Source organism: Streptomyces sp. NPDC102360 (assembly GCF_044766085.1).
Taxonomy (GTDB): Bacteria; Actinomycetota; Actinomycetes; order Streptomycetales; family Streptomycetaceae; genus Streptomyces.
Genome location: NZ_JBIWLG010000018.1, coordinates 25,384 through 47,330, shown reverse-complemented (window position 1 = coordinate 47,330; position 21,947 = coordinate 25,384). Strand labels below are relative to the sequence as shown.

Annotated in this window: 20 protein-coding genes; 15 read left to right on the top strand and 5 right to left on the bottom strand. The window is 70.7% G+C overall.

The window, feature by feature from the left end:
- Positions 1-11: 11 nt before the first annotated feature.
- A complete protein-coding gene (locus ACIRHA_RS39985; protein WP_403856227.1) occupies positions 12-686 on the top strand; it encodes a response regulator in 675 nt (224 codons plus the stop codon).
- Between the two features lie 43 nt (positions 687-729).
- Here ACIRHA_RS39985 and ACIRHA_RS39980 read toward each other — a convergent pair whose 3' ends face one another.
- Positions 730-1,836: a DUF5937 family protein gene (locus tag ACIRHA_RS39980; protein WP_403856225.1), complete on the bottom strand. Its 1,107-nt coding sequence runs from the start codon at positions 1,834-1,836 to the stop codon at positions 730-732.
- A gap of 135 nt (positions 1,837-1,971) precedes the next feature.
- On the opposite strand from ACIRHA_RS39980, the gene ACIRHA_RS39975 reads away from it, so the two are divergent.
- Positions 1,972-2,235, top strand: coding sequence for a hypothetical protein (locus tag ACIRHA_RS39975; RefSeq protein WP_403856223.1), 264 nt, complete (start codon positions 1,972-1,974; stop codon positions 2,233-2,235).
- Positions 2,236-2,242: 7 nt separating this feature from the next.
- Here ACIRHA_RS39975 and ACIRHA_RS39970 read toward each other — a convergent pair whose 3' ends face one another.
- Complete coding sequence (locus ACIRHA_RS39970) at positions 2,243-3,412, bottom strand: threonine aldolase family protein (RefSeq protein ID WP_403856221.1); 1,170 nt, start codon at positions 3,410-3,412, stop codon at positions 2,243-2,245.
- A 134-nt stretch (positions 3,413-3,546) separates the two neighbouring features.
- Here ACIRHA_RS39970 and ACIRHA_RS39965 point away from each other — a divergent pair, with 134 nt between their 5' ends.
- From ACIRHA_RS39965 to ACIRHA_RS39920, 10 genes are all read left to right on the top strand, one after another.
- Positions 3,547-4,491, top strand: a complete 945-nt coding sequence (locus ACIRHA_RS39965) for a Rossmann-like and DUF2520 domain-containing protein (RefSeq protein ID WP_403856219.1) — start codon at positions 3,547-3,549, stop codon at positions 4,489-4,491.
- A gap of 104 nt (positions 4,492-4,595) precedes the next feature.
- Entirely contained in the window at positions 4,596-5,555 is a 960-nt protein-coding gene (gene panC, locus ACIRHA_RS39960) for a pantoate--beta-alanine ligase (protein ID WP_403856353.1), read from the top strand.
- On the top strand, positions 5,552-7,267 hold the full coding sequence (locus ACIRHA_RS39955) for an L-aspartate oxidase (protein WP_403856217.1): 1,716 nt from the start codon (positions 5,552-5,554) through the stop codon (positions 7,265-7,267). The genes panC and ACIRHA_RS39955 overlap by 4 nt, the downstream gene beginning before the upstream one ends.
- Positions 7,264-8,265, top strand: coding sequence for a carboxylating nicotinate-nucleotide diphosphorylase (gene nadC / locus ACIRHA_RS39950; RefSeq protein ID WP_403856215.1), 1,002 nt, complete (start codon positions 7,264-7,266; stop codon positions 8,263-8,265). The genes ACIRHA_RS39955 and nadC overlap by 4 nt, the downstream gene beginning before the upstream one ends.
- Entirely contained in the window at positions 8,265-9,062 is a 798-nt protein-coding gene (locus ACIRHA_RS39945) for a type III pantothenate kinase (protein ID WP_403856213.1), read from the top strand. Before nadC ends, ACIRHA_RS39945 begins: the two co-directional genes overlap by 1 nt.
- An 85-nt stretch (positions 9,063-9,147) precedes the next feature.
- Positions 9,148-9,747, top strand: a complete 600-nt coding sequence (locus ACIRHA_RS39940) for a hypothetical protein (RefSeq protein WP_403856211.1) — start codon at positions 9,148-9,150, stop codon at positions 9,745-9,747.
- A gap of 13 nt (positions 9,748-9,760) precedes the next feature.
- A complete protein-coding gene (locus tag ACIRHA_RS39935; RefSeq protein WP_403856209.1) occupies positions 9,761-9,949 on the top strand; it encodes a hypothetical protein in 189 nt (62 codons plus the stop codon).
- Between the two features lie 126 nt (positions 9,950-10,075).
- Complete coding sequence (locus tag ACIRHA_RS39930) at positions 10,076-10,492, top strand: BlaI/MecI/CopY family transcriptional regulator (RefSeq protein WP_403856207.1); 417 nt, start codon at positions 10,076-10,078, stop codon at positions 10,490-10,492.
- 9 nt (positions 10,493-10,501) lie between these two features.
- Positions 10,502-11,062 carry an amino-acid N-acetyltransferase gene (locus ACIRHA_RS39925; RefSeq protein ID WP_326020024.1) on the top strand — a complete coding sequence of 187 codons (561 nt, stop codon included), beginning with the start codon at positions 10,502-10,504 and terminating at the stop codon, positions 11,060-11,062.
- A 247-nt stretch (positions 11,063-11,309) separates the two neighbouring features.
- Complete coding sequence (locus ACIRHA_RS39920) at positions 11,310-11,645, top strand: Lsr2 family protein (protein WP_403856205.1); 336 nt, start codon at positions 11,310-11,312, stop codon at positions 11,643-11,645.
- Here ACIRHA_RS39920 and ACIRHA_RS39915 read toward each other — a convergent pair.
- Positions 11,624-12,271 (bottom strand): SCO3374 family protein, encoded by a 648-nt coding sequence (locus tag ACIRHA_RS39915; RefSeq protein ID WP_403856351.1) that lies wholly within the window; start codon positions 12,269-12,271, stop codon positions 11,624-11,626. The genes ACIRHA_RS39920 and ACIRHA_RS39915 overlap by 22 nt on opposite strands.
- A 430-nt stretch (positions 12,272-12,701) precedes the next feature.
- Here ACIRHA_RS39915 and ACIRHA_RS39910 point away from each other — a divergent pair, with 430 nt between their 5' ends.
- Positions 12,702-15,230 (top strand): ATP-dependent Clp protease ATP-binding subunit, encoded by a 2,529-nt coding sequence (locus ACIRHA_RS39910; RefSeq protein ID WP_403856203.1) that lies wholly within the window; start codon positions 12,702-12,704, stop codon positions 15,228-15,230.
- A 96-nt stretch (positions 15,231-15,326) separates the two neighbouring features.
- Here the strand turns inward: ACIRHA_RS39910 and ACIRHA_RS39905 are convergent, their stop codons facing one another.
- Positions 15,327-18,374: an NACHT domain-containing protein gene (locus tag ACIRHA_RS39905; protein ID WP_403856201.1), complete on the bottom strand. Its 3,048-nt coding sequence runs from the start codon at positions 18,372-18,374 to the stop codon at positions 15,327-15,329.
- 433 nt (positions 18,375-18,807) lie between these two features.
- On the opposite strand from ACIRHA_RS39905, the gene ACIRHA_RS39900 reads away from it, so the two are divergent.
- Positions 18,808-19,515, top strand: coding sequence for a M23 family metallopeptidase (locus tag ACIRHA_RS39900; RefSeq protein WP_403856199.1), 708 nt, complete (start codon positions 18,808-18,810; stop codon positions 19,513-19,515).
- A 22-nt stretch (positions 19,516-19,537) separates the two neighbouring features.
- Here ACIRHA_RS39900 and ACIRHA_RS39895 read toward each other — a convergent pair whose 3' ends face one another.
- Positions 19,538-20,119 (bottom strand): TetR/AcrR family transcriptional regulator, encoded by a 582-nt coding sequence (locus ACIRHA_RS39895; protein ID WP_403856197.1) that lies wholly within the window; start codon positions 20,117-20,119, stop codon positions 19,538-19,540.
- Positions 20,120-20,250: 131 nt separating this feature from the next.
- On the opposite strand from ACIRHA_RS39895, the gene ACIRHA_RS39890 reads away from it, so the two are divergent.
- Positions 20,251-21,861 carry an MDR family MFS transporter gene (locus ACIRHA_RS39890; RefSeq protein WP_403856195.1) on the top strand — a complete coding sequence of 537 codons (1,611 nt, stop codon included), beginning with the start codon at positions 20,251-20,253 and terminating at the stop codon, positions 21,859-21,861.
- Positions 21,862-21,947 lie beyond the last annotated feature (86 nt).

Sequence of the window (21,947 nt, the reverse complement as noted above, 5' to 3'; positions counted from 1 at the left end):
AGGACCGCCCGATGTCGATCAAGGTCATGCTCGTCGACGACCAGGTGCTGCTGCGCACCGGCTTCCGGATGGTGCTCGCCGCACAGCCGGACATGGAGGTCGTCGCCGAAGCGGGCGACGGCGTGGAGGCGCTGGAGGTGCTGCGCTCGACCTCCGTGGATGTGGTGCTCATGGACGTCCGCATGCCGAAGCTCGACGGGGTGGAGACGACGCGGCGGATCTGCGCCGAGTCCGACCCGCCCAAGGTCCTCATCCTGACCACCTTCGACCTCGACGAGTACGCGTTCTCGGGGCTCAGGGCGGGAGCCTCCGGCTTCATGCTCAAGGACGTGCCGCCGGGCGAGCTGCTCACCGCGATCCGCTCCGTGCACAGCGGCGACGCGGTGGTCGCCCCGTCCACGACCCGGCGGCTGCTCGACCGGTTCGCCCCGATGCTGCCGAGCAGCCCCGACCAGCCGCAGCACAAGCGGCTCGAGCGGCTCACCGAGCGCGAGCGCGAGGTCATGGTCCTGGTCGCCCAGGGGCACTCGAACGGCGAGATCGCCGCGCGCCTGGTGCTGTCCGAGGCCACGGTGAAGACCCATGTGGGCCGCATCCTGACCAAGCTCGACCTGCGCGACCGGGTCCAGGTCGTCGTCCTCGCCTACGAGACGGGGCTCGTCCGGGCGGGCGGCGCGGGGGCCTGAGACCGGGCGGTCCGGACGGTGCGGGTGGTCCGGGCGCGGGTGGTCAGCGGAGCACCCCCTCGATGAAGTCCCCGCCGAGGCGGGAGACGACGCTGAGGTCCAACTGGTGCTGTACGTAGCGGCCGCGCCGCCGCGTCGTGATCAGGCCGGCCTTCTTCAACACCGACAGGTGCCGGGATATCTCCGGCGCGGACATGCCGTGCGCGTCGGCCAGCTCACTTGTCGTGTACGCCCCCCGGGCCAGATGCCGGCACAGCCGCATGCGCGTCGGGTGGGCCAGCGCCGACATGCGGCGCGTCAGCTGCTCGACGGAGGGCGGTGTGGTGAGCCCCGGGGAGGCGATCGGGTACGTGATCATCGGTTGCCAGCCCTTGCGGTGCAGCACCCACAGATGCGGCCACCCCAGGCTGGTCGGCGTCAGGATCAGATTGCCGCTGCCGGTCTCCGTACGCCCCACGGAGATCTTGTCGACGACGACGGCGCCGCCCGCCTCGTCGAGCGCGACCGCCGAGGAGGTCGCCGCGAGGGCCTCCCCGAGCCCCTTGCGGCGCAGCACCTCGGTCTTGTGCCGTGCGTCGGCCGCCAACTGGTGCCGCACGCGCGCCCATACGTCCGAGAAGAACGCCTCGTCGCAGTCCTGCAGCAGCTCGCGGAACCATGACCTGACGGCGGGCGGGTCCTCCAGCAGGCGCTGGGTGAACCGGACCTGAGGTGCGCCGCGCGCGGCCGCGAGCTCGAGCGCGCGCTCGCGGGTGCCCGGGTCGTCGAGCCGGCTCACCACCCGCTCCGCGTACTGCGACTGGCACGTGAACTCCAGGGCCGCGTCCACGAACTGCTCGTCGGAGAGCTTGTCGAGCAGGTCCAGCTCCTCGGCGAGCGTGGCACCGGGCAGGGTGCGCCGCCCCGGGATACCGGCGGACGGCGTGAACACGTCCGAGAACGTCGTCCGCCACAGGAAGTCCGCCTCGCACATCCGGTCCGCGAGACACGGGTCCAGGCACGCGGCCACGCTCGTCGTCCACCCCTGCAGCCCCGGATGGTGCGCGGGCTCCGACAGCGCGTGCAGCGCCATGCCCAGCTCGGCCAGGGGCGAGGGCACGACATGGATCCGCTCGGGCGTCAGGCCCGTGATGTCGATGCGCACGCTCATGACCCCATGGTGCACGCCGCCACTGACAGTCGGGTCGTCGATTGACGGCTCCCGTCAATCGACGTGACCGCGCGGCGGCGCCGGGCGCAATCTCGTACTCATCAGTCCCGAACAGCAGCAAACAGGCTGATTTCGGTGCACAGCGCGACAATCGAGATGAAGAGCGAGGTGTTCGACATGAGCGTCACCCAGCAGTACGCCATCGACCTCTACCGCGCCGCCCAGCGCGGCGAAGCGGCCCCGCCGGCCCCCGGCCGGCACGAGGTGGACGCCCTCCGGGAGCTGCGCGACTACCGCCGGTTCAAGGCGGTCGTCGCCGGCCGCCCGGCCCGCGGCCGGATCCGGGCGGCGCTGACCCGCCTGCTGTCGGGGCGCCGCGGTCACGCCGCCGGTTGCTGAGCTCCGGTCACCGCAGGCGCTCCAAGAATTCCACGAAGTCCGCGACGGCCGCGCGGACGTCGTCCGGGCCCCACCCGAGCCCCGCCGCGGCGACCGTGACCTCCGTGGCCGCGAGCCCCGGCACCGTGCCCTCGTCCGACCAGCGCGCGAACAGTGCCGTCCGCGTCTCCTCCGCCTGTGCGATCCCGGCCTCCGTGAGCGCTTCGGCGTCGTAAGGCAGCCAGACCTTGAACTGGTGCGTGTGCGGCACCTCGGGGAACACCCGCGCCCCGGTGACACCGGCCTTGGCGAAGCCCTCCACCAGCGCCTGCGCGACCACGCGCGCGTGCGCCACGTATTCGGGGAGCCGCGGCAACTCCCGCTCAAGACCCACCAGCCCCGCGATCGCCTGCGGGAACTGCTGGAAGACCTGGCCGCCGTAGCGGTGCCGCCAGGCCCTCGCCTCGCCGATGAACGACTCCGGGCCCGCGAGCACCGCGCCGCTGAGGCCGCCGAGCGACTTGTAGAACGACACGTAGACGCTGTCCGCGAGCTCCGCGATCTCGTCCAGAGGGCGCCCGAAGTGCGTCGTGGTCTCCCACAGGCGGGCGCCGTCGAAGTGGATCACGGCGTCACGCGCGCGTGCCGCCTCGCAGACCTCCTCCAGCTCCTCCCAGGTGGGCAGCACGAATCCGGCGTCCCTGAGCGGCAGTTCGAGCATCAGCGTCCCGAACGGCTCGGCCAGGTCGTGCACGTCATCGGCGCCGATCTGCCGCGCCGCCTTGGTGGGGTGCACGGTGCGCAGCCCCGCCACCGTGGTCAGCGCCTCCCGCTCGTGGACCTCGGGGTGCGCCAGCGGGTGCAGGGCCACCGTGGAGTCGCCGGTGCGGCCCGCCCAGCAGCGCAGTGCGACCTGCTGGGCCATCGTGCCGGTGGGGAAGAAGGCGGCCGCCTCCTTGCCGAGCAGTGCGGCGACCTTCGTCTCCAGGTCGGCCACGACGCCGTCCCCGTAGATGTCGACGTCGCCCGACAGGTCGGCCACCGTCGCGGCGGCGGCGGACAGGCTCTCCCACCGCTCGCCCAAGGTGGCCTCGTTCGGTCTGCGGGCCAGTGTGCGCTCCGCGCCCCGCAATGCCGAGATCAGCCGTTCGGCCTGCGTTTTCTCGGAGGTGGCAGTGTTCTCGGCGGTTCCGTCCATCTGTCGATCATGGCGCACCCGCGTGTGCTTGCCCACAGCCTGTGGACGACCGGGACCCGCGCGGACAGATAGCGTTAACATGACGAGAAATCGTCCGGTACCCCGAGCGGACTGGAACGGAAGGCCATCGCCTCGTGACAACACCCCCTCCGAACCCACGATCCGGCCCCAACGAGCCCACAGACCCCAGGGACCGCCCCGCCCGCCTCACCGTAGGCGTCGTCGGCGCGGGCCGTGTCGGTCCCGCGCTCGCCGCGTCCCTGCAACTGGCCGGGCACCGCCCGGTCGCCGTCTCCGCGGTCTCCGACGCCTCCGTGCGGCGGGCGGCGACGCTGCTGCCCGACGTGCCCCTGATGCCGCCCGCCGAGGTCCTCGCCAAGTCCGACCTGGTGCTTCTCACCGTCCCCGACGACGTCCTGCCGGGCCTGGTCGAGGGGTTCGCCGAGACCGGCGCCGTACGCCCTGGCCAGCTGCTCGTGCACACCTCGGGGCGGTACGGCGCGAAGGTCCTCGAACCGGCGCTGCGCGCCGGCGGCCTGCCGCTCGCGCTGCATCCCGCGATGACGTTCACCGGCACCGCCGTCGACGTCCAGCGCCTGGCGGGCTGCTCGTTCGGTGTCACCGCGCCCGAGGAGCTGCGGCTCGCCGCGGAGGCCCTGGTCATCGAGATGGGCGGCGAACCCGAGTGGATCGCCGAGGAGAACCGCGCGCTCTACCACGCGGCCCTCGCGCTCGGCGCCAACCACCTGGTCACCCTGATCGCGGAGTCCATGGAACTGCTCCGCGAGGCGGGCGTGGGCGCTCCCGACCGGATGCTGGGCCCGCTGCTCGGCGCGGCGCTCGACAACGCGCTCAGGTCGGGCGACGCGGCCCTCACGGGTCCGGTGGCGCGCGGCGACGCGGGCACCGTCGCCGCCCACATCGCGGAGCTGCGCCAGCACGCCCCGCAGACCGTCGCCGGCTATCTCGCGATGGCCCGTGCGACCGCCGACCGCGCGCTCGCGCACGGCCTGTTGAAGCCGGAGCTCGCGGAGGACCTGCTGGGCGTCCTCGCGACCGGTGCGGAGGAGACCCGATGAGCAGCCCCACGGACTCCATAAAGACGAGCCCTACGAAGACGAACCCTCCGCAGGCGGGCCCTGCGAAGACGTCGCATGCGCGGCTTGTCCACAAGGGTGCGGACATGCGGGCACGCACGCGTACCGGCCCGCGCGTCGTCGTCATGACGATGGGCGCCCTGCACGAGGGCCACGCGACCCTGATCCGTGCGGCCAGGACACGCGCGGGCGCGCATGGCGAAGTGGTCGTCACCGTCTTCGTGAACCCGCTGCAGTTCGGCGCCGGCGAGGACCTCGACCGCTATCCGCGCACCCTGGAAGCGGACGTGAAGATCGCCGAACAGGCGGGCGCGGACGTCGTGTTCGCCCCGTCCGTCGACGAGGTCTACCCGGGCGGGCAGCCCGAGGTCCGCATCACGGCGGGCCCCATGGGGGAGCGGCTCGAAGGCGCCTCGCGCCCCGGCCACTTCGACGGCATGCTCACCGTGGTCGCCAAGCTGCTGCACCTCACGCGCGCGGACATGGCCCTCTTCGGCCAGAAGGACGCGCAGCAGCTCGCGCTGGTGCGCCGCATGGTGCGCGATCTGAACTTCGACGTGGAGATCGTCGCCGTACCCACGGTCCGCGAGGACGACGGGCTGGCCCTCTCCTCCCGCAACCGCTACCTGTCCCCGGCCGAGCGCCGCACCGCGCTGGCGCTCTCCGACGCCCTGTTCACGGGCCGCGACCGACATGCGGCGCAGGAGGCCCTGCGCGCGCGTGCCGCCGAGAGCCCGACCCCCCGCGCGCGGGCCAAGGCGCTCGGCAGGATAGGCGAGGCCCGCGCCGCCGCCGACGCGCACGCCGTCGCGACGGCGTCCCCCGGCTCCCCCTCGGCCGTCCTCGCGGCGGCCCGCCTGATCCTCGATGAGTCCAAGCGCCTCCAGCCGCCGGTCGAGCTCGACTACGTGGCTCTCGTCGACCCGCGCGACTTCACCGACGTGACCGACGGCTTCGAGGGCGAGGCCGTGCTCGCGGTCGCCGCGCGGGTGGGCGCCACCCGCCTCATCGACAACCTGCCGCTGACCTTCGGAGGCCACTCGTGAGCAGCACCGGCATACGGCTCCACGCCCCCACCCCCGGCTGGAACGTCGAAGCGGACGTCGTGGTCGTCGGCTCCGGAGTCGCGGGGCTGACCGCGGCGCTGCGCTGCCAGGCCGCGGGCCTGCGCACCGTCGTCGTCACCAAGGCCAGCCTCGACGAAGGCTCCACGCGCTGGGCGCAGGGCGGCGTGGCCGCGGCGCTCGGCGAGGGCGACACCCCCGAGCAGCACCTGGACGACACCCTCGTCGCGGGCGTCGGGCTGTGCGACGAGGAGGCCGTGCGCACCCTCGTCACCGAGGGCCCCGACGCCGTCCGCCGGCTGATCGGGACCGGCGCGCACTTCGACGAGTCCGCCGAGGGCGACCTGGAGCTGACCCGCGAGGGCGGCCACCACCGGCGCCGCATCGCGCACGCGGGCGGCGACGCGACCGGGGCGGAGATCTCCCGCGCCCTCGTGGAGGCCGTACGCGCGCGTGGCGTGGAAACCGTCGAGAACGCCCTGGTCCTCGACCTGTTGACGGACACCGAGGGCCGCACGGCCGGAGTCTCCCTGCACGTCATGGGGGAGGGCCAGCACGACGGCGTCGGCGCGGTCCTGGCCCCCGCGGTCGTCCTCGCGACCGGCGGCATGGGCCAGGTCTTCTCGGCGACCACGAACCCGCACGTGTCCACGGGCGACGGAGTGGCCCTCGCCCTGCGCGCGGGCGCCGAGGTCAGCGACCTGGAATTCGTCCAGTTCCACCCGACCGTGCTGTTCCTGGGCGCGGACGCCGAGGGCCAGCAGCCGCTCGTCTCCGAAGCGGTACGCGGCGAAGGCGCCCACCTGGTGGACGCGGACGGCGTGCGCTTCATGGTGGGGCAGCACGAACTCGCCGAACTGGCGCCCCGCGACATCGTCGCCAAGGGCATCACGCGCCGCATGCTGGAGCAGGGCGCCGAGCACATGTACCTCGACGGACGGCACTTCGGCGCCGACATGTGGGAGCACCGGTTCCCCACGATCCTCGCGGCCTGCCGCGCCCACGGCATCGACCCGGTGACCGAGCCGATCCCGATCGCCCCTGCCGCGCACTACGCCTCCGGAGGCGTCCGCACCGACCTGCACGGCCGCACCACGGTGCCGGGCCTGTACGCGTGCGGGGAGGCGGCCTGCACGGGCGTCCACGGGGCGAACCGGCTGGCCTCCAACTCCCTTCTGGAAGGCCTCGTCTACGCGGAGCGCATCGCGGACGACATCGAGCGGCAGCACGCGGAGGACGGCCTCCTCGCGCGCGTGCCCGCCCCCGTGGAGCACCCGCGGACCCCGACGCACCCGCTGCTCCCCCCGGAGGCCCGCTTCGCCATCCAGCGCGTGATGACGGCGGGCGCGGGCGTCCTGCGCTCCGGCGAGTCACTCGCCGAGGCCGCCGCCCAGCTCGGCCGCATCCACGCCGAAGCGGTCAACTCCCTTACGGAGAACGGCAAGACGGCCGAGCCCGGCGTCGACACCTGGGAGGCCACCAACCTCCTGTGCGTGGCCCGCGTCCTGGTCGCCGCCGCGCGCCGCCGCGCGGAGACCCGCGGCTGCCACTGGCGCGAGGACCACCCGGACCGCGACGATGCCACGTGGCGCAGCCACATCGTCGTACGCCTGAATCCGGACAGGACTCTGGCCACGTACACCACACCCACAGCAGACTTCCCGGCAACGGCCAAGAACCCTCAGGAGCAGTGACCGACGTGAGCGCCACCCCCGATCTCCCCCTCGCCGACAGCGGCGGCTGCGGCGACAACTGCGGCTGTGCGCAGGGCAGCGACGAGAACGCCACCGACGTCATGGAGTGCGGCCTCGACCCGTCGCTCGCCCAGCTACTGCTCGACGCGGGCCTGCACCCGGTCGAGATCGAGGACATCGCCCACATGGCGATCACCGAGGACCTGGACGGCGGTGTGGACGTCACGACCGTCGCCACGATCCCCGAAGAGGTCGTCGCCACCGCCGACTTCACGGCCCGCGAAGCGGGCGTCGTGGCAGGCCTGCGCGTCGCCGAAGCGGTCATCTCCGTAGTGGCCACGGACGAGTTCGAGGTCGAGCGGCACGCGGAGGACGGCGACCGGATCGAGCCCGGCCAGAAGCTTCTGTCGGTCACCACCCGCACCCGCGACCTGCTCACCGCCGAGCGCACCGCGCTCAACATCATGTGCCGCCTCTCCGGCATCGCGACGGCCACGCGCGCGTGGGCGGATGTGCTGGACGGCACGAAGGCGAAGGTCCGCGACACCCGCAAGACGACCCCCGGGCTTCGCTCCCTGGAGAAGTACGCGGTCCGTATGGGCGGCGGCGTCAACCACCGCATGTCCCTGTCGGACGCGGCCCTGGTCAAGGACAACCACGTGGTCGCGGCCGGCGGCGTGGCCCAGGCCTTCCAGGCCGTGCGCGAGCGTTTCCCCGGACTGCCGATCGAGGTCGAGGTCGACACCCTGCACCAGCTGCGCGAGGTGCTCGACGCGGGCGCCGACCTGATCCTCCTGGACAACTTCACGCCGGGTGAGACCGAGGAGGCCGTGGCGATCACCGACGGCCGCGCGCTCCTGGAGTCCTCCGGCCGCCTCACCCTGGAGAACGCCGCTACGTATGCGAAGACAGGCGTCGACTACCTCGCCGTGGGCGCGCTCACCCACTCCTCGCCGATCCTGGACATCGGCCTCGACCTCCGCGAGGCGGACGCCTGATGCTGCTCACCATCGACGTCGGCAACACCCACACCGTCCTCGGCCTCTTCGACGGCGAGGAGATCATCGAGCACTGGCGCATCTCCACGGACGCGCGCAGGACCGCCGACGAACTCGCCGTCCTGCTCAAGGGCCTGATGGGCATGCACCCGCTGCTCGGCGACGAACTGGGCGACGGCATCGACGGCATCGCCATCTGCTCGACCGTCCCCTCGGTCCTGCACGAGCTGCGCGAGGTCACCCGCCGCTACTACGGCGACGTGCCCGCCGTCCTGGTGGAACCCGGCATCAAGACCGGCGTGCCGATCCTCATGGACAACCCCAAGGAGGTCGGCGCCGACCGCATCATCAACGCGGTCGCGGCCGTCGACATGTACGGCGGTCCCGCGATCGTCGTGGACTTCGGCACGGCCACGACCTTCGACGCGGTGTCCGCGCGCGGCGAGTACGCGGGCGGCGTGATCGCGCCCGGCATCGAGATCTCCGTCGAGGCGCTCGGCATGCGCGGCGCCCAGCTGCGCAAGATCGAGCTGGCCAGGCCGCGCAGCGTCATCGGCAAGAACACGGTCGAGGCGATGCAGGCGGGCATCGTGTACGGCTTCGCGGGCCAGGTCGACGGGGTCGTGAACCGGATGGCGAAGGAGCTCGCGGAGGACCCGGACGACGTGACCGTCATCGCGACGGGCGGGCTCGCGCCGATGGTCCTCGGCGAGGCCACCGTGATCGACGAGCACGAGCCGTGGCTGACGCTGATCGGGCTGCGTCTGGTGTACGAGCGGAACGTTTCCCGGCTCTGAGGGCGCGCCCACGGGCGCCCGCCAAGGCGCGCCCGGAAATTGCCGGTTAAGACGATTTGTCCGTAATGGGCCGTACTGTCATTTCATGCCCACGCCCTACGGAAACCGCGGCGGTATGGCGTTCGGCGCAGAAGAGCTGCGTGTGCTCCGACGCGCCCTCGCCCTCGCCCTTCATCCCAGCCCCGCCTCGGACGAGGACGTCCGGGCCTGTCTGCGACTCGCGGAGTCGGTCGACGAAGCGACCAAGGAAGGCATCCGCATGCGGTCCTTCCTCCGCTCCGACCTCGACCGCTACCGGGCCGCCCTGCCCGGCTCCGCCCCCGGCTACCTGAGCCTCCTCAAGGAGGCCCTGGCGGCGGGCCACAGGCCCGGCGCCGACGACCTCGCGGCGCTGCGCGCGCTGCCCGCGAACCCCGGCGCGGTGGCCCTCCTCGCCCGCTGCCACGACCTGGCGGAACAGGGCGTACGCGATAAGTTCGACGCGCTGTACCACCCCCGCGTCCCGGCCTCCCGCACCCACCTGCTCGCCCTGCCCGGCGGCCTTTCGGCGGCGGACGGCGGCAAGCCCGCGCGGCCGGCCCCCGAGACCCCGCCGCGCCCGGTCCCCACCCCGGCCGAGGTCTTCCCCCCGAAGCGCCGCCCCGCCCAACCTCCGGCCCCGCCGCAACGACTGGCCGTCGGGTAGCTACTCTGGGGGCATGGACTACGTCTCCGCGCTCGTGCCCCCGGTCGTGATGGCCGCGTTCTTCATCGGTCTGATCGTGACCATCGTGAAGTCGCAGGGCGGCGACAGGAAGGCCAAGGAAGACGCGGCCGTCGACGCCGCCATCGCGCGCGCCGAGTCCGCCCGACAGGGCGGCGGCCCGCAGCAGGACGCGACCGCCTGAGCACGGGCGCGACCAGTACGGAATCGGCAGTGAGGGGCGCCCGTCGGGCGCCCCTTTTGTCATTGCTCGGCGATCATCGCCACGTCCCACGTTGAATTACCGACTTCTCCCACTATTGTGCTTCTCGTGCCACGCCCCTTGGGAGAACTCGAAGACGCAGTGATGACGCGGGTGTGGAAGTGGAACCGCCCGGTCACCGTGAGGGAAGTCCTGGAGGACCTCCAACAGGAACGGTCCATCGCCTACACGACCGTCATGACCGTATTGGACAATCTCCATCAGAAGGGCTGGGTACGCCGCGAAGCGGAAGGCCGGGCCTATCGATATGAGGCGGTCTCCACACGGGCCGCGTACTCGGCGGCGCTGATGAACGAGGCCTGGTCGCAGAGCGACAACCCGGCCGCCGCCCTCGTCGCGTTCTTCGGGATGATGTCGCCGGGACAGCGCGAGGCACTCAGGGATGCCATGCGGATCGTCTCCCCCGAACTGCCCGCCGAAGTCCCCTCGGCCCCCGAGGAAGCGGGCGACGGGGCCGGGCGATAGCGTCCGGACATGCCAGCAGAGCTCCCCGAAGTCGGGTCAACCGTCGAATCGACCCGTAAAGCAGTGACCGTACGCAGGGCGAGGACGGCCGATGTGCCGGAGGTGCGCCGACTGCTCGACGCGTACAGCCGACAGGGGATCCTGCTGGACAAAGCCACCGTGACGCTTTACGAGGACATCCAGGAGTTCTGGGTCGCGGAACGCGACGACAACGCCGCGGTCGTCGGCTGCGGCGCGCTGCACGTCATGTGGGAAGACCTCGCGGAAGTCCGCACACTCGCGGTGGACCCGCAGGTCAAGGGGTCCGGCGTGGGACATCTGCTGCTCGAGAAGCTTCTTCAGACCGCGCGCTGGATCGGTGTTCGGCGAGTTTTCTGCCTCACCTTCGAAGTCGAGTTCTTCGCCAAGCACGCCTTCGTGGAGATCGGCGAGACACCCGTCGATACGGTCGACACCGATGTCTACAGTGAGCTGCTGCGTTCCTATGACGAGGGCGTAGCAGAGTTCCTCGGTCTCGAACGAGTGAAACCGAACACCTTGGGCAACAGCCGGATGCTTCTGCATCTGTGATCGCCGCCGGGCGCTATTCCGGCATGCGTGCTTGCAACAGTCCCTATGTCCGAATCGCGCATGTTTTTGGGCCGGGCGGGCAGTGTTCAACTCCGAGATCTCTCCCGGATCTCAGCCAGGGGTTTGTGTTTTTCGGGCAAAAGCGGTTTGCTTTCGACGTACTGCAGTACTGCATATAACAAGGGGACGGCGAATCAGCGGCCGTGGTCGCGGGGCCGCCCTTCAGATTTCGATGAAAGGAAATCCGGTGGCACAGAAGGTTCAGGTCCTTCTTGTCGATGACCTCGACGGTGGCGAGGCGGACGAGACCGTGACGTTCGCGCTCGACGGTAAGTCGTACGAGATCGACCTCACCACCGCCAATGCGGACAAGCTCCGTGGCCTCCTCGAGCCGTACCTCAAGGGCGGTCGTCGCACCGGTGGCCGTTCGAGCGGCCGGGGCAAGGCGCGCGCCGCGTCCGGCGGTGGCAACCAGGACACCGCGCAGATCCGCGCGTGGGCGAAGGAGAACGGTTACGAGGTCAACGACCGAGGCCGGGTTCCCCAGTCGATCCGTGAGGCCTACGAGAAGGCCAACGGCTGACGGGACGGCCGCATTGGTCGCTTTGTTGACGTGGTCGCCGGCGCAGCCGCGCCGCGACGCAGCCGGGCCCGGTGGCAGTGCGTCGCCGCCGTGTCCACGAGGCGTACGAGATCGGGGGCGCCCCCACCGCCCCCCACGACCGACCAGGTCGAGACGGCCGTCAGGCTCGTCAGGGCCGGTAGCACCGGTTCCACCTCGCAGCCGGGCTCGGGGGGTCGCACCCACACAGCGGCCTCCTGCGAGCCGGACCACCCCGGAGGCGTCGGCGCGTCGATGAGACCGCCCGTCCCGACGGCGACGAGGTCCAGGGGCAGCGCCCCCCACTCCAGCCAGTCGAGCAGCCCGGGCAGCTCGTCCGCGCTGCCCGGGGCGACGAGCAGCCGCATCGTTTCCCCGCACACGGCCACCGGTGACCGGGGATCGAGTCTGCGCAGCATCGCGAAGCCGGCGTCGGCCGGCACCTCCAGGACGTCGAAGCGCAGCCCGGTGTGCAGCAGCGCGCCGTCGGGCCCTGCCGCAGTCGCCCAGCCGAGTTCGTCCTCGTACCACCGCCGGACCGGATCGCGTCCGGTGTCGGTCAGCGGGTGCCGGGGAGCGGGAACGGTCGTGCCGGAGATGGTGACCATGCCAGGAGCAACAGCCACCGACGCTCCGGGGTTACGCACCGTCGCCGGACGCATGCGTACTGTGTCTGGAAAAGGGGCGTGCGGGAGCGTTGGGCGGCGCAAAGGTGTTCGCCCGTAGCGGAGGGAACCGGGGCGCGCCGCATGGAGTGTCAGTCCTTACGGGTAAGACATCCCTAGTGGGAGGGGCGACACGTGCGGGACGGGCAGTCTGCGTTCGCCATCGGCGTACTGATGGTGGGGGTATCTGCCTGGCCTGCGGGAACATCGTCTCGCACCATCGGGTTGGAGCAGTTGTCGGCGTTCGGGGCAGGAGACCATGAACGGGTGTCGGCAGATGGAATGAGCGGTCCCCGCTTGCGGGACTAAGCTGCGGAAGGACAGGGAGGGGACCGACCCCTAACTGCCTGACCGCTCTGAGGAGCGATTAACGATGTTCGAGAGGTTCACCGACCGCGCGCGGCGGGTTGTCGTCCTGGCTCAGGAAGAAGCCCGGATGCTCAACCACAATTACATCGGCACCGAGCACATCCTCCTGGGCTTGATCCACGAGGGCGAGGGTGTCGCCGCTAAGGCCCTGGAGAGCCTCGGGATTTCGCTCGAGGCGGTCCGCCAGCAGGTGGAGGAGATCATCGGGCAGGGCCAGCAGGCTCCGTCCGGCCACATCCCCTTCACCCCCCGTGCCAAGAAGGTCCTGGAGCTGTCGCTCCGCGAGGCCCTTCAGCTGGGCCACAACTACATCGGCACGGAGCACATCCTGCTCGGCCTGATCCGTGAGGGCGAGGGCGTCGCCGCCCAGGTCCTGGTCAAGCTGGGCGCAGACCTCAACCGGGTGCGGCAGCAGGTCATCCAGCTGCTCTCCGGCTACCAGGGCAAGGAGACCGCCGGCGCCAGTGGCGGCCCTGCCGAGGGCACGCCCTCGACGTCCCTGGTGCTCGACCAGTTCGGCCGCAACCTGACGCAGGCCGCTCGCGAGTCCAAGCTCGACCCGGTCATCGGGCGCGAGAAGGAGATCGAGCGCGTCATGCAGGTGCTGTCGCGCCGCACCAAGAACAACCCGGTCCTGATCGGTGAGCCCGGCGTCGGCAAGACCGCCGTCGTCGAGGGCCTCGCCCAGGCCATCGTCAAGGGCGAGGTGCCCGAGACGCTGAAGGACAAGCACCTCTACACGCTTGACCTCGGTGCGCTGGTCGCCGGTTCCCGCTACCGCGGTGACTTCGAGGAGCGCCTGAAGAAGGTCCTCAAGGAGATCCGCACCCGCGGCGACATCATCCTGTTCATCGACGAGCTGCACACGCTCGTGGGTGCGGGTGCCGCCGAGGGCGCCATCGACGCGGCTTCCATCCTGAAGCCGATGCTGGCCCGCGGTGAGCTCCAGACCATCGGTGCGACGACGCTCGACGAGTACCGCAAGCACCTGGAGAAGGACGCGGCCCTCGAGCGCCGCTTCCAGCCGATCCAGGTCGCGGAGCCGTCGCTGCCGCACACCATCGAGATCCTCAAGGGTCTGCGTGACCGGTACGAGGCGCACCACCGTGTGTCCATCACCGACGAGGCCCTCGTCCAGGCGGCCACGCTGGCCGACCGGTACATCTCGGACCGCTTCCTGCCGGACAAGGCGATCGACCTGATCGACGAGGCCGGTTCCCGGATGCGCATCCGCCGGATGACCGCGCCGCCGGACCTCCGCGAGTTCGACGAGAAGATCGCGGGCGTGCGTCGCGACAAGGAGTCGGCCATCGACTCCCAGGACTTCGAGAAGGCGGCCTCTCTCCGCGACAAGGAGAAGCAGCTGCTCGCCGCGAAGGCCAAGCGCGAGAAGGAATGGAAGGCCGGCGACATGGACGTCGTCGCCGAGGTCGACGGCGAGCTGATCGCCGAGGTCCTCGCGGCCGCCACCGGCATTCCGGTCTTCAAGCTGACCGAGGAGGAGTCCTCGCGTCTGCTGCGCATGGAGGACGAGCTCCACAAGCGGGTGGTCGGCCAGAAGGACGCCGTCAAGGCGCTCTCGCGGGCGATCCGCCGTACGCGGGCCGGTCTGAAGGACCCGAAGCGTCCCGGTGGTTCGTTCATCTTCGCGGGCCCGTCCGGTGTCGGTAAGACCGAGCTCTCCAAGGCGCTCGCCGAGTTCCTCTTCGGCGACGAGGAGGCGCTGATCTCCCTCGACATGTCGGAGTTCAGCGAGAAGCACACGGTGTCGCGTCTCTTCGGTTCCCCGCCCGGATACGTGGGTTACGAAGAGGGCGGTCAGCTGACCGAGAAGGTGCGGCGCAAGCCGTTCTCGGTGGTCCTTTTCGACGAGGTCGAGAAGGCCCACCCGGACATCTTCAACAGCCTTCTGCAGATTCTGGAGGACGGTCGCCTGACCGACTCCCAGGGTCGTGTCGTGGACTTCAAGAACACGGTCATCATCATGACGACCAACCTTGGAACCCGTGACATCTCGAAGGGCTTCAACCTCGGCTTCGCGGCCATCGGCGACTCGAAGTCCAACTACGAGCGCATGAAGAACAAGGTGTCGGACGAGCTCAAGCAGCACTTCCGTCCCGAGTTCCTCAACCGTGTCGACGACGTCGTCGTCTTCCCGCAGCTCAGCCAGGACGACATCCTCACGATCGTCGACCTGATGATCACGAAGGTGGACGAGCGCCTGAAGGACCGCGACATGGGCATCGAGCTCTCGCAGTCCGCCAAGGAACTGCTCTCGAAGAAGGGCTACGACCCCGTGCTCGGCGCGCGTCCGCTGCGTCGCACGATCCAGCGCGAGGTCGAGGACAGCCTGTCGGAGAAGATCCTCTTCGGCGAGCTGCGCCCGGGCCACATCGTGGTCGTGGACACGGAGGGCGAGGGCGAGAACAAGACCTTCACCTTCCGCGGCGAGGAGAAGGCGGCACTGCCCGACGCCCCGCCGATCGAGGACGCGGCCGCCGGCGGCGGTCCGAACCTGAGCAAGGAGGCGTAACCCCTCCGGGGCGAGCCTGATACGGGTGGGCCCGAGCTGTTCCTGACGGAACGGTTCGGGCCCACCCGTTTCTTGTGTGCACGGTTCGTACGCGGGTCAGCGCTGGTCGACGGTGATCCGGGCGTACGGGAAGAGGCGGGCGCAGCGCTCGGGCGGGAAGGTGCTGCCGGGGGCGGTCTGGAGGACGACCTCGCGTACGGCGGGGAAGCGGGACGGCAGCGCCGCCAGGTCCTCGCCGCCGTGCAGGGCCGCGAGCCGCAGCAGCTCGACGCCGGGGAGCTCGGGCAGGGCCTCGACGGACTCGGGGTAGTCGCTGAAGAAGGCCGCGTTCAGGTAGAGGCCGGTCAGGGCGGGGAGTTCGGCGACGTGGCGCCAGTCCTGGGAGGCCGGTGCCGTCGTGAGGGGCCCGAGGCTCAGGGTGGTCAGCGTGGGCCAGGCGCCGAGGCCGCGCAGGCCGGTGTGGCGGGTGGCGTCGCCGCCCAGGAACAGGAAGTCCAGCGGGGCACCGGTCGGCAGGGCCTCGGTGAGCGAGTCGACCGTGAGGTCCCCGTTGAGGGACAGCCGGCGCAGCGAGTCCAGGGCGGCCAGACCCGTGAAGTCGCTGTGCCCGTACGTGAGGTCGGTCAGCGGCAGACCGGCGAGCGCGCCGAGCCCGTGGGCGGCCGGGCAGCCCGCCACCCACAGCCCGGACAGGGCCGGGAACGCGGTCAAGGCGCTGAGATCCCCGGCCAGCGGGTTGTCCTGGAAGTAGACGAGTTCCACGCTGTCCGGGGCCGGGACCGCGCCGACCACGTCGCGCAGCGCGTGCGGGCCGCGGAATTCCAGCCGGTGCCAGGGCCGCATCCCGGACAGGGCGGCGCGCTGCTCGTCGGTCTCGCAGGTGACGAGCAAGCCGTGGGGTTTCAGATGGTCGAGGACCTCGGACGCGTATTCCTCGGTGGGGAACCGGCTCCAGGTGCCCGCGAGTTGGCGCCGCACCTTCAGTGACGGATGGTCGCGCAGCCGGCGCAGGACGCCCAGTGCGCCCGCCGGCTCCAGGCCACCCAGCAGCGACGCGGTCACCGCGACGCCGTGCGCTTCCTCCTCGTCGAGGCCGTCAGGGTGCGGCAGCAACTCCAGGACCAGGGGCCCCGCCTCTGCCAGGGTCTTCGCGTCCTGCGTGCTGCGTGGCGGGATCAGGGCCCCGGCCCGGTGCTCCACCTCGGCGCGGACCGCCGGGTCGAGGGCCGTCGCGTGCTCCAGGCAGGCAAGCGCGAGGAGGGTGAGGCGCGGGTGGCCGTGGCCGAGCAACTCGCGCAGCAGCTGGGCGCGTTCGCCGGGGCGGGCGTGGGCGACGGCCATGCGGATCGCGTCCTCACCCTGCGGGTCGTCGGCGAGGCGCTGCACGAACGGCAGCGCGTGGCCCTCCTCCACGGCGTAGCGGGCGGCGAGGTAGTCCTGGAAGGTGCGGTGCGTGAAGTCGACCGTGCCGGCGGCGGGTTCGCGCAGCAGGCCGCTTCGTAGCAGCAGGATGCGCAGGACGGTCGCCGCGTCGCCGTGCGCCGCCGCCGAGGCCACGGCGGGCAGCCGGCGCTCAAGGGCGCCGATGGCGTGCTCGCGGCTCATCTCGGTGCGGCCGCTGAGGACGAGCGCGTAGGCGAGGTGCTGGAGGAGGTCGATCTGTGCCTCCTCGCTCAGCTCGGGCACGGCCATGCCGCGCTCCCGGTCGCGCCGGTGGAGCAGCATCGTCAGCGCCGCGTCGTACAACTCCTTGCGGCCGGTGGGCAGATAGCCGCGCCGTTCGCGGTGCAGCGCGCAGATCAGGCCGCACATCAGGGGGTTGGTGGCGAGGCGGGCCAGATCGCGTTTGGTGCGCAGCGAGTCCAGGAGCGCGGCCTCGTAGGGCAGGGCGTCGGCCGCCGTGTGCCAGCGGTGCACGAACGTGGCGACGTCGGCGGAGCGCATCGGCGGCAGCAGCACCTCGCGAAATCCGCTGTCGGCGAGCCATTCGGGGCGTACGGCGGTGGGTCGCGAGGTCAGCAGCCAGCGGTTGCCGGGGTGGGCCTCGACGAGGGCGAGCAGCCAGTCGCGCACCCGGTGGCGGTCGGCCGTGGGGATCTCGTCGAGGCCGTCGACGAGGACCAGGGCGCGGGCGGCTCCGAGGACGCGCTCGGCCCATCCGGCGGGCGCGCTCAGCGGGCAGGAGACCGCCGTCAGGAACGCATCGGGGGCGGGCAGCGGACCGGCCGCCAGGGTGCGCAGCGGCAGCACGAACGGGATCCGGCCTCCGTCCGTGGCGGCCCGGGTCGCCAGCCACTGGATCAGCGTCGTCTTGCCGGATCCGGCCTCGCCGCGCAGGAGTACGCGGTCGTGGCCGGAGGAGAACGCGTCCTCGGCGCGGATGTGGGCGGGCGCGGCGGGTGCCTCGGTCTCCGCGTCGAAGGCGCCCGCCGGCGGCGCGGCCGTCGCCTCCAGGCTCAGATACGCCACGTCCAGGGGCCAGCGTTCGGGGGCCTCGCGCAGATCGATGCCGTAGATGGTCAGATGCCGGTGGCGGTCGGCGATGTGCCGGGCGTAGCGCTCCTCGAAGGCGGTGTCGGCCGCGTCGGCGGGCGGGGTGCGGGCGATCAACTCGTCGGTCCTGGCGAGGAGTTCCGCCTGGTCCCGGCGCTGCTCGATCAGTGTGCGGGGTACAAAGGCGGACCGCTGGGTGAAGAACTGCAGCACCTGTCGGCAGGCCTCGTCGACGGCCGCGTCGAGGAAGTGCCCCGCGTCGGCCGAAAGGCCGTGCGAGGTGGGGGCCGCGCGGCGCAGCGAGCGGGCCAGCGCGTACTGGTCGAGGCGGGCTGCCTGTACGTCGTCCATGGTGAGGTCGCCGAGGGCGGAGAGTGTGGCGGCCAGGGCGAGGGTGAGCGGTTCGGCCTCGTCGGCCGGGAACGGGGCCTCGCCCGGGGTGCGTGCGGCGGCGGTGACGAGGGCGCGGGCGATCCGCTCGGCGTCGGCGGCGTCCAGGACGCGCTTCTCGCCCCGGAAGGAGACCGGCCCGGAGAGGCGTACCGGCTTGTCCGTCAGGCCCGCGCCGGGGCCCTCCTGGACGAGGAGTTTCTTGAGCGCCGGGACGATCACGCTCGAGGCGAGACGGGTGCCGAGGGCAGCGGGATCCATGGTTCGGGAGCGTAGCCCCGGTCACATCCACGAGGGGTTGGATCTTGCCGACCGGTGACATGCCGCACAGGACGTGCGTCACGTACTAACGGAAATAGTGGAAGGCGGGTGATCCGGCCGTGTCGTTACACGGTCGACGGGTTCTGGTGATTTGCCCGTTTCGCCGAGAGTGCCTGCCGGGCGGGCCTGTGTCGCCTGGGCTTACGTCGATGAAGTGGGGTTAAACGCAGAATGAGGTCATAAATCGGACGACTTTGGTCCCGGCCGGATCGCGGGACGTCCCGGACCGTTTCCGGGGCGGGTCTACGAGGACATGTCGTAGATGGGCGTTTTGGGTGGCGATGGGCGGTGGGGTTACCAAGGGATGGCCAGCCCGGCAGCACGAGGCAGTGCGCCGGGCCCCTTCATGTCCCAGTTCGAAAGGTCTGCCCATATGTCGAAGCGCACCCAGCCCCACCGTCCCGGTACGTCGATGCTCCGTAAGCGGGCTGCCGTCGTGGCCGCCGGATTCGGTGTGTCGGCGCTGCTCGGGACCGGGGCCGCGGTCGCCGACTCCGCAGACGCCACCGCCCTCCCCGGTATCGCCTCCTCCTCCGTCGAGGCCCAGGCCACCGCTCAGGCCAAGGCCGCCGACAACGCCGCGAAGGCGAAGAAGGAAGCCGAGGCGAAGGCGAAGGAGGCCGAGGCCAAGAAGAAGGCGGCCGAGGAGAAGAAGGCCAAGTCCTGGATCGACCCGGTCAAGCACTACGAGCTCTCCGCCGGCTACTCGCAGGGCGGCAGCATGTGGGCCAGTGGCCACCACTCCGGCCAGGACTTCGCCGTGTCGACCGGCACCAACGTGATGGCCGCGCACAGCGGCACCGTCGTCAAGGCCGGCGGCAACGGCGCCGGTGACGGCGCCGCGTACGGCAACGCCATCGTCATCAAGCACGGCAACGGCACGTACTCGCAGTACGCGCACCTGTCGAAGATCGACGTCAAGGTCGGCCAGCAGGTCACGACGGGCCAGCACATCGCGCTGTCCGGCGACACCGGCAACTCCAGTGGCCCGCACCTGCACTTCGAGATCCGCACGACGGCGGACTACGGCTCGGCGGTCAACCCCGTCTCCTTCCTGAAGAAGGCGGGCGTGAGCGTCTGACGACGCCCACCGCACCGGCCCGTCAGCTGTGATGGGCCCGGGTGACCAGGTCGGAGGCGACCTCGAGGATGGCCTTGCGCTTCTCCTCGGGGTCGCCTTCGACGTCTCTGAGAACGAACATTCCGGCGTGCATCGAGAACAGCGCGCTGAAGCAGCGGACCCGGTCGGTCAGCGTGACGTCCTCGGGGAGCAGATGGTCGAGCAGGGACGTCATCCGCTCCTTGAAGTTCTCGCCGATGCTCAGCTCGCGCATCGTCGCCTGGTTCTCCTGCATGAAGCGGAAGAGCGGGGCGGCGTCGGCCAGCGCGTTCGAGTAGTGGCCGAGGATCTCGAGCTTGGCCTCCAGCGTCGACGGCTGCTCGGCGGCCCACGCGATCACGTCGTCGATCGGCCTCATCAGGTCCGTGAACAGACTGACGACGATGTCTTCCTTGGTCTTGAAGTGGTAGTAGAGCGCGGCCTTCGTCACACCGAGGCGCTCGGAGATCTCCCGCAGCGACGTCTTCTCGTAGCCCTGTTCGGCGATGAGTTCCAAGGTCACGTCCTGAATGCGCTGGCGGGTGTCCCCGCGGCGCTGCTTCGGCTTACTGCTGCCCGTGACCATCGGCTGCTGCCTCTCGTGCCCTTGGTGAAAAACTTACTTGACGCCCGGCTAGTTGGCGCTCTACTTTCCCCATTGTAGGTAACTAGCCGGGCGACAAGTAAGTCCCGGGTGACGCAGGGGGAGTGGGGACCATGACACAGGCGGCGGCGCGGCCCGCGACATCGGATCGGAAACCGGATCAGAAGCCGGATCGGAAACGGGATCAGAAGCCGGGTCGGAAGCCGGGTCAGGAGGCGGTGAAGCAGCCGCGCAGCGTGCGGGTCGTGCTGCTCGCGCTGATGCTCGCCATGCTGCTGGCCATGCTCGACAACATGATCGTGGGCACCGCGATGCCCACCATCGTCGGCGAGTTGGGCGGGCTCGAGCACTTGTCGTGGGTCGTCACCGCGTACACGCTCGCGACCGCCGCCTCCACGCCGATCTGGGGGAAGATCGGCGACATGTACGGCAGGAAGGGCGCCTTCCTGACCTCCATCGTGATCTTCCTGGTCGGCTCCGTGCTCAGCGGAATGGCCCAGGACATGGGGCAGCTGATCGGGTTCAGGGCCGTGCAGGGGCTCGGCGCCGGCGGCCTGATGGTCGGGGTCATGGCCATCATCGGCGATCTGATCCCGCCCCGTGAGCGCGGCAAGTACCAGGGCATGATGGCCGGCGTGATGGCGCTCGCCATGATCGGCGGACCGCTCGTCGGCGGCACCCTCACCGACCACCTCGGCTGGCGCTGGGCCTTCTACATCAACATTCCGCTCGGCATCCTCGCCCTCGTGGCGATCACCGCCGTGCTGCATCTGCCGAAGAAGCGGTCCGGGGGGTCCATCGACTATCTGGGCGCCGCGCTGCTCACCGTCGGCATCACCTCGATCGTGCTCGTGACGACGTGGGGCGGGAGCGAGTACGCCTGGGACTCCGCCGTGATCATGGAGCTGATCGGGATCGGCGTCGCCGCGCTCGTCGGATTCGTGTACTCGCAGACCAGGGCCGCCGAGCCGATCGTGCCGCTGCACATCTTCCGCAACCGGAACTTCACGCTGATGTCCGTGATCGGGTTCATCACCGGCTTCGTGATGTTCGGCGCGGTGCTCTTCCTGCCGCTGTACCAGCAGTCCGTGCAGGGCGCGTCCGCGACCAACTCCGGTCTGCTGCTGCTTCCGATGCTGCTCTCGATGATGGTCGTCTCGCTGATCGCGGGCCGGGTCACCACCAACACCGGCAAGTACAAGGTGTTCCCGGTGGTGGGCAGCGTCCTGATGATCGTCGGTCTGTTCCTGCTCGCGCAGATGGACACCGGGACCTCGCGGTTCACGTCCGGGCTCTACATGGCCGTGCTCGGCGCCGGGATGGGCTGCCTGATGCAGATCACGATGCTGGTCGCGCAGAACAGCGTGGAGATGAAGGACATGGGTGTCGCGTCCTCGTCGACGACCCTGTTCCGTACGCTCGGGTCCTCGTTCGGCGTCGCCATCATGGGCGCGCTGTTCAACAACCGGGTGCAGGACGTCATGGCCGAGCGGGCCGGGGCACTCGGCGGGAAGATGACCGAGGCTTCGGCGCAGCTGGACGCGGCGAGCCTGGCGAAGCTGCCGGAGCAGGCGCGGGACGCCTACCAGTTCGCGGTCTCCTCCGGCACGCACTCGGCGTTCCTGCTGGGTTCCGTGGTGGCGCTCGGCGCGCTCCTCGCGGCGGTCTTCGTCAAGGAGGTCACGCTGCGGGGGGCGGACAGTTCGAGCCCCGCCGGCGATTGAGGCGCGGGGTTCGGGGCGGAGCCCCGAGACCGCAACTCACCGGCACCGGCCCCCCCGCGGGGGGGCCCGCCCCCCCCCCCCCCCCC

Bases quoted from the DNA above. Each gene is read 5' to 3' on its own strand.
- ACIRHA_RS39935 (WP_403856209.1), top strand. From the start codon at position 9,761: ATGGACTACGTCTCCGCGCTCGTGCCCCCGGTCGTGATGGCCGCGTTC.
- panC (WP_403856353.1), top strand. From the start codon at position 4,596: ATGCGGGCACGCACGCGTACCGGCCCGCGCGTCGTCGTCATGACGATG.
- ACIRHA_RS39940 (WP_403856211.1), top strand. From the start codon at position 9,148: ATGCCCACGCCCTACGGAAACCGCGGCGGTATGGCGTTCGGCGCAGAA.
- ACIRHA_RS39890 (WP_403856195.1), top strand. From the start codon at position 20,251: ATGACACAGGCGGCGGCGCGGCCCGCGACATCGGATCGGAAACCGGAT.
- ACIRHA_RS39905 (WP_403856201.1), bottom strand. From the start codon at position 18,374: ATGGATCCCGCTGCCCTCGGCACCCGTCTCGCCTCGAGCGTGATCGTC.
- ACIRHA_RS39980 (WP_403856225.1), bottom strand. From the start codon at position 1,836: ATGAGCGTGCGCATCGACATCACGGGCCTGACGCCCGAGCGGATCCAT.
- ACIRHA_RS39915 (WP_403856351.1), bottom strand. From the start codon at position 12,271: ATGGTCACCATCTCCGGCACGACCGTTCCCGCTCCCCGGCACCCGCTG.
- ACIRHA_RS39925 (WP_326020024.1), top strand. From the start codon at position 10,502: ATGCCAGCAGAGCTCCCCGAAGTCGGGTCAACCGTCGAATCGACCCGT.
- ACIRHA_RS39945 (WP_403856213.1), top strand. From the start codon at position 8,265: ATGCTGCTCACCATCGACGTCGGCAACACCCACACCGTCCTCGGCCTC.
- ACIRHA_RS39895 (WP_403856197.1), bottom strand. From the start codon at position 20,119: ATGGTCACGGGCAGCAGTAAGCCGAAGCAGCGCCGCGGGGACACCCGC.
- ACIRHA_RS39985 (WP_403856227.1), top strand. From the start codon at position 12: ATGTCGATCAAGGTCATGCTCGTCGACGACCAGGTGCTGCTGCGCACC.
- ACIRHA_RS39970 (WP_403856221.1), bottom strand. From the start codon at position 3,412: ATGGACGGAACCGCCGAGAACACTGCCACCTCCGAGAAAACGCAGGCC.
- ACIRHA_RS39900 (WP_403856199.1), top strand. From the start codon at position 18,808: ATGTCGAAGCGCACCCAGCCCCACCGTCCCGGTACGTCGATGCTCCGT.
- ACIRHA_RS39910 (WP_403856203.1), top strand. From the start codon at position 12,702: ATGTTCGAGAGGTTCACCGACCGCGCGCGGCGGGTTGTCGTCCTGGCT.